At 42.9% G+C, this 11,985-nt stretch carries 9 protein-coding genes; 2 read left to right on the top strand and 7 right to left on the bottom strand.

Annotated features, from left to right (window positions below; all coding sequences use genetic code 11):
• Positions 1–119: 119 nt before the first annotated feature.
• From F0475_RS09775 to F0475_RS09755, 5 genes are read right to left on the bottom strand one after another with little or no spacing between them, the layout of a single operon-like run.
• A complete protein-coding gene (locus tag F0475_RS09775; protein ID WP_155716481.1) occupies positions 120–2,423 on the bottom strand; it encodes a RelA/SpoT family protein in 2,304 nt (767 codons plus the stop codon).
• A gap of 40 nt (positions 2,424–2,463) precedes the next feature.
• The gene (locus F0475_RS09770) at positions 2,464–3,630 is read right to left on the bottom strand and encodes a lytic transglycosylase domain-containing protein (protein WP_155716480.1); all 1,167 of its coding nucleotides are present in this window, start codon (positions 3,628–3,630) and stop codon (positions 2,464–2,466) included.
• Positions 3,631–3,670: 40 nt separating this feature from the next.
• Positions 3,671–4,450, bottom strand: coding sequence for a DUF5683 domain-containing protein (locus tag F0475_RS09765; protein ID WP_155716479.1), 780 nt, complete (start codon positions 4,448–4,450; stop codon positions 3,671–3,673).
• A 41-nt stretch (positions 4,451–4,491) separates the two neighbouring features.
• Complete coding sequence (locus F0475_RS09760) at positions 4,492–5,397, bottom strand: ParB/RepB/Spo0J family partition protein (RefSeq protein ID WP_155716478.1); 906 nt, start codon at positions 5,395–5,397, stop codon at positions 4,492–4,494.
• Between the two features lie 3 nt (positions 5,398–5,400).
• Positions 5,401–6,168, bottom strand: coding sequence for a ParA family protein (locus tag F0475_RS09755; RefSeq protein WP_155716477.1), 768 nt, complete (start codon positions 6,166–6,168; stop codon positions 5,401–5,403).
• A gap of 114 nt (positions 6,169–6,282) precedes the next feature.
• On the opposite strand from F0475_RS09755, the gene surE reads away from it, so the two are divergent.
• Both surE and lpxB read left to right on the top strand, forming a co-directional pair.
• Complete coding sequence (gene surE / locus F0475_RS09750; protein ID WP_155716476.1) at positions 6,283–7,056, top strand: 5'/3'-nucleotidase SurE; 774 nt, start codon at positions 6,283–6,285, stop codon at positions 7,054–7,056.
• Between the two features lie 11 nt (positions 7,057–7,067).
• A complete protein-coding gene (gene lpxB, locus F0475_RS09745) occupies positions 7,068–8,213 on the top strand; it encodes a lipid-A-disaccharide synthase (RefSeq protein ID WP_155716475.1) in 1,146 nt (381 codons plus the stop codon).
• Positions 8,214–8,606: 393 nt separating this feature from the next.
• On the opposite strand, the gene F0475_RS09740 is transcribed toward lpxB, so the two are convergent.
• Positions 8,607–10,367, bottom strand: coding sequence for a 1-deoxy-D-xylulose-5-phosphate synthase (locus F0475_RS09740; RefSeq protein WP_155716474.1), 1,761 nt, complete (start codon positions 10,365–10,367; stop codon positions 8,607–8,609).
• A 106-nt stretch (positions 10,368–10,473) separates the two neighbouring features.
• The gene (locus F0475_RS09735) at positions 10,474–11,976 is read right to left on the bottom strand and encodes an ATP-dependent DNA helicase (RefSeq protein ID WP_155716473.1); all 1,503 of its coding nucleotides are present in this window, start codon (positions 11,974–11,976) and stop codon (positions 10,474–10,476) included.
• Positions 11,977–11,985 lie beyond the last annotated feature (9 nt).

The raw sequence follows: 11,985 nt of genomic DNA, 5'->3' as shown, positions 1-11,985 counted from the left end.
GATTCTCTTGTTTTTTTTTGCAACACTAAGATAAGTGAAAATTCTGACATGGCAAAATCCTGAGCAACTTTTTGTTGCTCAGGTACTTAAAAAGTTTAATTTATAATAGTGTTGCGGAATTAAGGTAAAACAGATTGTACTTCTTGTACACCTTTTATATTCTTCATACTCTCAACAATCACTTCTACATCATTGCGATCATGTACTTGCATCTCTATTGTACCATCAAATATGCCATTATCACTCGTGATTGTGATCTTACGAATATTGATTCCTAGCTGATCAGAAAGCACATCGGAAATATCGTGTAACATACCACTTCTGTCAATACCACGTATCTGTATGGCTGCTTCAAAGAATAGACTGCGGTGCATATCCCACTTTGCATCCAATATACGAGTACCATAACTGGCTTTCAATTTAGCTGCTACTGGACATGAACGTTTGTGTATCTCAATGTGATTCTTATTATCGATATACCCCAAGATATCGTCCCCTGGTATGGCATGACAGCAATGTGGGAATACATAACGATAGACATTATCCTCATTGATGAAGATTGGCTTCTTCTTATTTAAGTCCTTTGTTACAACTATCAAACCTTCAGAATGTTCCGAGTCATCCGTGTTTATGGCTTGCATCTCCTTCTTTCCACTTGTCTTCAAGAATGGCACATAACGACGCCAACCACGCCCTTCTGTAGGCTTCTCTGACTTATTCTTCCCTCGAAGTTCATTAAGATCTGTATCTCCAAGGATGACTGTCTTATCCCCAATAGATAGGAAGAGACTATCGTGCTTCTTAAGGTCGTGCAACTCACAAAGCCTATCTAATACGGCCGTTGTCATCTCTAAGTCGTTTGCTCTCAACCATTGCAACAGTCGCTCTTCACCATTCTTCTGCACCTCACGACTCTCTCTACGAAGGATTGCTTGTATCTTTGCTTTTGCCTTAGCTGTCGATACGAAGTTAATCCAAGAGGGGTCAACATGCTGTGACATAGACGTGAGTATCTCAACCTGATCACCACTTTGTAACTTATGACTAAGCGGTACTAGCTTGTGATTAACCTTTGCTCCAATGCAGTGACTACCAAGGAATGTGTGTATCTGAAAGGCAAAGTCGAGTGCAGTACAGCCTGCTGGCATTGTTTTAATCTCGCCTTTTGGAGTAAAGACAAATATTTCAGAGGCAAAGAGATTGAGCTTAATAGCATCTAAGAAGTCCATTGCGTCAGGTTGAGGATCATCCAGTATCTCCTTGATAGTACTAAGCCATTCATTCAATTCACCCTCATCTTCAGTTATTTCTCCACCATCCTTATACTTCCAGTGGGCTGCAAATCCTTGTTCAGCAAGCTCGTTCATGTGTTCAGAACGAATCTGCACCTCTATCCATCGACCCTTTGCTGACATCAAAGTGACGTGTAATGCTTGGTAACCATTAGCCTTTGGATGGTTCACCCAGTCACGAAGTCGATCGGGATGACTCTTGTATATCTGACTGATGGCAACGTAGATTTGGAAGCAGTTATTGATTTCCTCTTCCTTAGACTTAGGCTTATAGATGATTCGAACAGCAAGGATATCATAGATCTCTTCGAATGTTACATGTTTATTCTGCATCTTACACCAAATGGAGTAAGGGCTCTTCACACGTGCTTTCAACTCATATTCAAAGCCCATCTTATCGAGTTCTTTACGGATAGGGGCAGTAAACTCATCAAAGAGAGTGTCGCGTTGTGCTTGCGTAGAAGCCAATTTCTTCTCAATAGAAGCGTATGCATCGGGATGCTCGTAACGGAAACTTAAATCCTCTAATTCGGTCTTTATCTTATTAAGACCTAGTCGATTGGCAAGCGGCGCATAGATATAGAGCGTTTCACCAGCAATCTTGTATTGTTTGTTAGCAGGCTGTGAAGCAAGGGTGCGCATATTGTGTAAGCGGTCACAAATCTTAATGAGTATGACTCGAATGTCGTCACTCATCGTCAATAAGAGCTTCTTGAAATTCTCTGCTTGAGCGGAGGCTTGCTCTCCAAAAATGCCTCCAGAGATCTTTGTCAGACCATCAACTATCTGCGCTATCTTCGTTCCGAAGATGTTTTCAATATCCTCTACTGTATAGTCAGTATCCTCTACAACATCATGTAATAAGGCTGCACTGATACTCGTTGCACCAAGTCCCATCTCCTCACAAGCAATCTGGGCAACAGCGATTGGGTGCAAGATATATGGCTCACCTGACAATCGGCGAACGCCTTTATGAGCCTGTCGTGCGAAGTTGAAAGCCTTAGTTATGATGTCAACCTTCTTACGATGACGCGAGGCAAGATAGGTATCAAGAAGATGTTGGAAGGCTTCATCAACCATCTTCTCATAATCAATCACTTTTTCTTCTGTTCGTTCCTTGTCTTTATCCATAGTGCATCCTTTCCTATATATAATAAGGTGAAAGACTTGTTTAGTGCATCATTACGCCCTGTCTATGTAGTGCGGTTGTTTGGTTCGTGTTAGTAGCAACGACATTAGGGCCGGTTTTCTCGAATGATGCCTCATCTTGATATATAAGTTCTTTGCTATAGTTAAACTTCTCAATCATATCTGCTGGCAATCTTAACTTAGCCATTCCGTAAGTAGAAAAGGCTTTCACTACACCCAACTTGTACTGTGGATTAAGTGTTTTAATCTTATCTAATTCGATCCCCAAAACATCTGCCACCTTCGCTAATGTAACATCTTTCTCTATCACAACAGTATCACATTGAGCTGGAAGATTGGTTGGAAGCGGTGTTATATTATAATCGCCATAATAATTCATCACGTAGTTTACAGCTATAAAAGCTGGCACATAACCTCGTGTCTCTTTAGGGAGATAACGATAAACTGCCCAGAAGTCAGATCCACCCCCAGCCTTAGCGATAGCACTACTCACGCGTCCTGGTCCACAGTTATAAGCTGCCAAAGCTAGAGTCCAGTCTCCGAAGCGATTGTAAAGATCGCTTAGCAAGCGTGCAGCAGCATAGGACGACTTCTCAGGATCACGCCTTTCATCAATGTAATTATCAATCTGAAGGTTATATTGTTTACCCGTAGTTGTCATGAACTGCCATAGTCCTGCGGCTCCAACTCGCGATGTTGCATTAGGGTTAAGACCTGATTCTATAATAGGAAGATACTTCAGTTCTTGTGGTAGACCATAGCTACGCAAGGCCTTTTCAAAGAATGGGTTGTAATAGCTTGCACGCCCAAGTAAGTAACTCGTAGACTTCCGTCCAGCCTTTGTGTACCTATCAATATATCGTTTCACTTCGTCATTACAAGTCAATGTCATCACTTCTGAAAGGCTACGCATCTTACGTTTAATACCTTCCAAACCTTCTTCCAAATCCCCGATAGTGCCTTTTTCTGTTGTTTCCTCACTATTCACGCCCTGAAGTTTACCACTTTCATAGAACTTATCATCTGAGTAGTCAACATCAACATAACCAGTCAATGAGCCATCAGCAGTTGGTATTACAACATTTAGACTCTTACCATGATTGTCTATAACAGTTTGACTCTGCGCGTGTAAACTAGCAGTTGTCACCAGTGTAATTAATAGTGCAACGAAATATCTCTTATGCTTCATTACGTCTTATTTAGTTAACGCAAATACAGTGCGTCACTGCTTAGAATGTCAAACTACAGCCTAGTCCTATTGCCGAAGAACGGAAGGGAAGATTTGGCGTAGCGATACTCTTATCTTGAATGACTGTCGGTGCAATGTGTAATGACAGGTCATCTGAAATATTAAAATCCGACAGGGAGGCATCTACATAAGCATCAATAACAGATAAAGCATAGACTGCCACGGTTGCAAAGATGCTCAAATCGCGCCAACGACGATAGCGATCTTTACGTTGTTTGAATATGTTTTTATAGCGTTCTTCATTAGCAGATGTAATCGTTGTACCCAAATGCAAGAAGCTATTATAGCTCTGGGTCGTAGGGTCATTATCAACAAGATCGACGTATGCCTGTGCATAGTCATGATACATCTGATTATTCCATGTCATTGCGTAAATACACCCAACAATACCGCCATAGAATATTGGGAGCTTCCAATACTTACGATTATAAACCTGCCCAGCACCAGGTAATACCAATGCTAACCACAGTGCTCTCTTAGGATTAGGACGCCACTTTGCCCAATCACGACCTTGTCGCTTCACAAGACTAAGGCTATCCTTACGCACAACGGAAGTAAGACGTCCTTCATCATCTGGTGTTAATATTGCTCTTTCTTCCACATACTTATCCTGTGAATTAGGAACTTTAACGACGGAGGAGTCGCCTGGATAGATTACTTTTATCGTATCATCAGAGACATTCTGAGCCTGCATACCCATTGAACAAACGAGCATCCCTACTGCTAATATCCCCCTACGAATTATATTCTTAACCATCATCACTATCCGTCTTTATTAACTAATACCTGTAAAGAAGTACTTTACTTCATTTTATCCATCACTTCCATTATATGCTCCAATTCTTCTTCTGAAGCAAACGGAATACTTATCTTCCCCTTTCCACTCGCATTGCAACTCATCTGAACCTTTGTGTTAAAGAAAGAGGAAAGGCGTTGCTTGAGGATATTAAACTCTTCAGGAAGACGCTTACGAGCTGCTATTTTCTTCTTGGCAGATTGTATGTCTTCCCCACTATTAAGCTGTTGACATAGTTCCTCTACCTTTCTAACACTATAACCATTCTTTAGAATCTCACGATAAAGCTTCAGTTGTAATGCCGGACTATCTAATGATAACAATGCACGAGCATGCCCCATGTCAACTTCCTTCTTCTGTAATGCCATCTGCACTTGCGCTGGAAGTTTTAAAAGACGAAGATAGTTAGCTATAGCGGCACGACTCTTTCCTACACGCTCTGCCACTCTCTCTTGTGTCATACCACTCTTCTCCAACAAGTGTTCATAGGCAAGTGCGATTTCAATAGCATTCAAGTCTTCACGTTGGATATTCTCTACCAACGCCAATTCCATCACACTTTCGTCCTTAATCGTTCGAATATAAGCAGGGATAGCAGTCAATCCTGCCAACTGACTCGCACGCCAACGTCGCTCACCAGCGATGATCTGGAAGCGGTTATCAGCTATCTGTCTCAAGGTGATTGGTTGTACTAATCCAAGCTCACGAATACTATTTGCCAACTCCTCCAAAGCGACAGGATCAAACTCACGACGTGGTTGATTAGGATTCGCTTCGATCTGATCTAAGGCTATCTCATTAATCGTTGAGCTGCCTTGTGTACTAACAGTATCAGTAGAAATCAATGCGTCAAGCCCACGACCCAACGCATTTGTCTTTGCATTTCGATTGTATTTCTTATGTACAGCCATTCCTTATTTCTTATTCTTTTCGATGATTTCTTTTGCCAGATTAAGGTGATTCTTCGCACCAGTAGAGTCTGCATCATAGAGGATAACAGGTAATCCATGACTCGGACTCTCGGATAACTTCACATTACGTTGTATGACTGAGCGGAACACCAGTTCCTGGAAATGACGCTTAACTTCATCATATATCTGTCGAGCTAAGCGAAGGCGACTATCATACATCGTCAACAAGAAGCCTTCTATCTCGAGCTTCGGATTAAGCTTACTCTTAATAATCTTGATTGTATTCAGCAGTTTGCTAATACCTTCCAAAGCAAAGTATTCACACTGAACAGGTATGATTACGGAATCAGCTGCTGTCAAGGCATTGACCGTAATAAGCCCTAATGACGGACTACAGTCTATCAGAATGTAATCATAATCATCACGTATCTCAGCAAGCAGATTGCTCATTACCTTCTCACGACCGCTGAGTTTCAACATCTCAATCTCGGCTCCGACAAGGTCAATATGGCTGGGCACAATATCAAGCCCATCAATATCAGTTGTGTAGATAGCGTCTTTTATATCGGCATGGTCAATGATACATTCATAAAGAGAACAGTCCACTTCCTTTATATCTACACCCAAACCACTTGACGCATTAGCCTGTGGATCGGCATCGATAACCAACACGCTCTTCTCTAAAGTAGCAAGAGAAGCCGCTAAATTGATGGTGGTTGTTGTCTTTCCGACACCGCCTTTTTGATTGGCGAGAGCGATAATCTTTCCCATTTCTCTATATATTCCAAATACGTTTATTAGGCTACAAAGATACACAAATTATGTGAGACTGGGAGCTTTATAAACCTTTTTTCGTACTTTTGCATCCAATCAAAAGCGAAAACAATGGATTTTACTAAACCACTTATACTCGTCTCTAACGATGATGGATACCATTCGAATGGTATTCGCACGTTGGTTTCTTTCCTCACAGACTTTGCTGATGTGGTTGTTTGTGCACCCGAGTCTGGACGTTCGGGATTCTCATGTGCCTTCTCGGTAACTGATTATTTGTTATTGAAACAACGTCATAACATTCCTAATTGTGAGGTATGGTCATGCACTGGAACGCCTGTCGATTGCGTTAAACTTGCATTAGATCAGTTGCTCAAAGAGCGTAAACCAGATTTAATCCTTAGTGGTATCAACCATGGCGACAACTCTTCTGTGAATAATCACTACAGTGGTACGATGGGAGTAGCCTATGAAGGCTGTATGAAATATATTCCCTCTATTGCCTTCTCAAGCTGTGACTATAACACAGAAGCCGACCTCTCTTACCTCAGGGATTACGTAAGAAAGATTGTAAAGAAGGTTCTTACCGATGGGCTCCCTAAGGGCGTATGCTTGAATGTGAACTTCCCTAAGGTGGAGAAGTTCGCTGGCTTGAAGGTTTGCCGTATGGGATTCGGTAGTTGGACACGGGAGGTTGAACGTTGCAAACACCCTCGTGGCTTCGATTACTATTGGCTAACTGGGCATTATCAAAACGATGAACCCGATGCCACCGACACGGATCAATGGGCTTTAAATCATGGCTATGTATCGGTTACGCCAACACGTATTGACGTCACGGACTACGATATGATTGAGAAGATGAACACGTGGAATACCCTCTAAACACTTGATATATGAAGTATTACTTGATTGTTGGTGAGGCCTCTGGTGATCTACATGCTTCACGACTGATGCAGTCTTTGATGCAATATGACCCTGCTGCAGAGTTCCGCTTCTTGGGTGGAGATCTAATGCAGAGAGTGGGTGGAACAAGGGTTAAACATTATCGGGAACTTGCCTACATGGGCTTTGTGCCAGTTCTACTCCACCTACCCACTATCTTCAAGAACATGAAGATGTGCAAGGAAGATATCGTACGTTGGCAACCCGACGTAGTAATCCTCATCGACTATCCAGGCTTCAATCTTAGTATTGCCAAATATGTAAAGAAGAATACAAACATACCTGTCTTCTATTACATCTCACCGAAGATATGGGCATGGAAAGAGTGGAGAATCAAAGCTATTAAGCGTGATGTGAAGGAGATGTTCTCTATTCTTCCATTTGAGATACCCTTCTATGAGAAGAAACATCACTACAAAATACATTACGTTGGCAACCCAACTAAGGAGGAAGTAGATAACTTCCAACATGTTTACACAGAGTCGAAAGACGAGTTCTGTCAGCGTAATAACTTATCCTCGAAACCGATTATTGCTATCCTTGCAGGCAGTAGGAAACAAGAGATAAAGGATAATCTTCCGTCAATGCTTGAGGCTGCACGCCACTTTGAAGATTATCAAATGGTGATTGCGGCAGCCCCTTCTATCGAGAAATCATACTATAAGAAATATCTCGGAGATAGTGAAGCTAAGATGGTGGAGTTGCAGACTTACGAGTTACTCACCCACTCCACAGCGGCGTTAGTAACGAGTGGAACCGCAACACTTGAGACCGCCTTACTCAATGTTCCGCAAGTGGTTTGCTATGAGACGCCCGTTCCGAAGCTCATTCGTTTCGCTTTCAAACATATTATAAAGGTGCGTTTCATCTCCCTCGTCAACCTCATTGCTGATAAAGAAATCGTACAGGAATTACTCGCCGACCGCTTTTCAATTTACAATATAGCCAACGAGTTATATCGAATCTTACCTGGTCAGCCCGCTCGTGAGCACATGCTTGCCGATTATCAAATCGTCCGCGAACGCCTTGGAGATGCTGTTGCGCCTGATAATGCAGCGAAGATAATGGTTGAGAAGTTAACAGGTAGCATTGCATAAGTAGGCTTTTCTGTAACAAATAACAGTGAGTAACAGATATAACAAGACATAACCTCACTAACAAAGGAATAGAAAGAATAAGATAAGAGACGCCTTCTTCCATTGGAAGAGGGCGTCTCTTTGATGTAAGGAGAGGCTCTCCTTGTATCAAGAAGGGCGTCCCGTCAATCAGAAGGGATATGCCTCAGCGAATTATACAGCGGTGTATAATTGAGTATCATCTACGTGATAACGGATTATACAGGGCGTGTATAATCACGCAAGCTATATCTATTAGCAAGATGATAGTACGCTTACAATACAAGTAGACACCTAGTTTTAACTCCCTTTCTCTTATGTATAATAGACAAAGACACCTATTGATTGAAGAGTAAAAACATACTGACAACACACTTACAACAAGATATTTAGCACGTCATCTACTATCTGCTCATCCTGTAAATGGTTATCAGACAATAGCTGTTGAAGGTCGAAACGATCGTAGAGATCCTTCTTTACGCCGCCAACAAGTACCTTCATATCAGTAGGACCATAGTAAGACGCAATGCGCTCACCGAATCCTCCATCCTTACAACCATCCTCCAATGTCACAACCAATTCGTGGTCATCCTTCAAAGCATTCAATGTATTCGCATCAACAGCATTCAGATAACGAGGATTGATGAGGGTTGCATTAATCCCTTTATCAGCCAATAAGCGACCTACATTCTCACCTTTTTGATAGAAAGAACCTGCTGCAATGATAGCAACCTTCGAGCCTTTGTGCATGATCTTATACTTTGGTTCATAGTCATACATGGTATCAACAGCCTCAGAAGTATGGTTAACTCCGTTGGTCGGAATACGTAAGGCGATAGGCTTCTTATCCTGTTGAATAGCCCAACGAAGCATTGCGAAATATTCCTCACAGGTAGTTGGAGCAAGATAAATAAGATTTGGTATGCTACAAAGCATTGGTATATCGAAAAGGCAGATATGCGTAATATCATTCATAGATGCCGTGCCACCCCATGCTACATTGATAACTGCTGGGTTAGAGTTAATGCAGAGATCCTGTGCAATCTGGTCGTAGCTGCGTTGGATAAACGTACTAAAGACTGTCCATACAGGATGTAGTCCGCCCTTTGCCATACCAGATATCATTGCTACAGCTTGCTCTTCGGCAATACCCACATCAACATGTTGTTTGCCTGCTTTTATACGTTTCTCTGGTGTAAACCCAGCTACGGATGGGGTGCCAGAGGTAACAGCAACGAGCGTTTTATCCGTCTTCATCTCCTCTAACATCCAATCACTAAGGAGTTGCTCATAGGTCTCATACGCTGGAGACGCTGGTCGACTGCCATCCTCGATATTGAAAGGCATACCATAATGCCATGCCTCTTTATTGGCTACAGCAGGTGCAAAACCATGTCCTTTCTCTGTGTGGATATGAACGACAGTAGGCTTATCTGTGCCCTTCACACTGCGGAATAACTCTATTAACTTCGCAACATCATTGCCTTCCTCAAGGTACTTATATTCAAATCCCCACGCCTTGAACCAGTTATGCTCACAGGTTCCGTGACTCTCACGCAAGGCACGTAAGTTCTTGTAGATACCGCCATGATTCTCTGCAATAGACATCTCATTATCATTGACAACGATGATGATTCCTGTGCCAAGTTCGGATGCTTCATCCAATCCCTCAAATGCTTCACCACCTGAAAGGGAGCCATCTCCTATGACAGCAATGATATTCTCGTTCGTACCCTTTATGTCACGTGCCTTCTGAAGACCTGTTGCAAGACTCACAGAGGTGGATGTGTGTCCCACTTCAAAGTTGTCATATTCAGGGCATTCAGTAGGTGATGAGTATCCACTGATGGCATCCATCGCCTCCAAATCACCTAAGAAACCAGACGCACGACCCGTTAGAACCTTGTGTGGATAGCTTTGGTGGCTCACATCAAAGACTAATTTATCCTTCGGAGTATCGAATACATAATGCAAAGCAACCGTTGCCTCTACGAAACCGAGGTTCGGACCAATGTGCCCACCATGCTTACTAACACGATTCAATACTGCTTGGCGAGTTTCATCCGCTACAGTCTTTAATGCTTCGATACTTAGTGGTTTTAAGTCGGCTGGCGACTTGATCTTCTCAATGTACATGTTATTTGCTTTATAAATGGTTGTTATCTTGTGCGCACAAAGGTACTAATACTATCTAAGCATCAGCTTACCGATATCTTAAATAATCCTATCCACCACCTTTTTCTTACGCTTCCTCCACCTGTGTCTTCGGCCAATTAACGAGATAAAGGTGCTCCGTGGCACGGGTGAATGCTGTATAGAGCCAGTGGATATAGTCGGGAGTTAGCATCTCATCAGTCATATAGCCTTGGTCAAGATAGATGTGCGCCCACTGCCCACCTTGTGCTTTATGACAGGTAATAGCATATCCGAACTTCACTTGCAAAGCGTTGTAATAATCATCCTCACGTATCTTCTTCATACGATCAGACTTCAGGGGCACGTCGGCATAATCTGCCAGTACTTGTTGAAAGAGTTGTTCGTTCTGTTCATGCGTTAGTGCTGGTGCTTCCGTTGTGAGCGTATCAAGGATGACTATCATATCCTCCTCTGTATTGTCATAATCGGGGAATGATAAGGTAACATCGGCAAAACGGAACCCATAAAGCTCCCGCACATTGCGAACACCACGCACAATTGCACGGTCGCCATTGGCAATGAAGCCCCCTTCAATCCCCCTGAAAGAAGAGAGTCCTTTGTTGGAGGTCGCCTTACCTTGCATTCCCTCCCCTGCTGCTTGGGCTTCCCCCCTTTCGGGGGGATTGTGGGGGGCTTTATACTTATTCTTCACGACCATCAACATATCGCCCGTTGTCAATTCCTCTTCACGCCCTAATACCATATTACGAATACCCTGATTGAAGATATTGGCACGCTTATTTGATCGTGTGATAACCATGGTTTCATCTATTCCAACTTCTGCATAACTCGTTGAAAGGCTTTCTATGAGTTCATCGCCAGGTACGATTGAGATGTCGGCAAAGCCTTTAAAGCGAATCTTGGGTAGTGCTGTTGCTTGGTCGTGGGTAATCATTTGCCGAATGATGGTAGCATTATAGAGGATACCAGAGTCTTGGCTCTGACGGAGAACTTCATTCAAATCACACTCATAGACCTTCAAGCCATAAGCTGCTAACACGTCAGTACGCAAGGCGGGACTCTCGGCTTCACCCACAGGGGGCAACTGCGCCTTATCACCAATCAGCAACATTCGACAGTTGCGTTCGTTATAAACAAACTGAATGAGGTCGTCTAACAAGCAACCACTCCCAAAGGTGGAGTTCACGGAGGTTAGACTTATCATTGAGGCTTCGTCTATCATGAACAAACGATTACGATAGAGATTCGCATTAAGGTTGAACTTTCCATCCAATCCAGCGAACGTTCGCTCTCGATAGATACTTCGATGAATGGTAGCAGCAGGTTGACCAGAGTTTAAAGAGAATACTTTTGCTGCACGACCAGTAGGTGCGAGAAGGCTTATCTTGTATTGCAAGGCTAAGAGCGTACGCACAATAACACTTGCTAAGGAGGTTTTGCCCGTACCAGCACTACCTCGGAGTATCATCACACAACGCTCATCGCTATCGGTCATGAAGCGTTCGAAGACGTCAAGGGCATACATCTGGTCGTCGGTCGGATCGAACGGGAAGTTGCGAAGTATTTGATACATTAAACTATCATACATGTGTCTTAC

Origin of the sequence: Prevotella vespertina (assembly GCF_009728485.1) — a bacterium.
In the GTDB taxonomy this organism is placed as follows: domain Bacteria; phylum Bacteroidota; class Bacteroidia; order Bacteroidales; family Bacteroidaceae; genus Prevotella; species Prevotella vespertina.
This window is presented reverse-complemented; position numbering and strand designations above follow the sequence as displayed.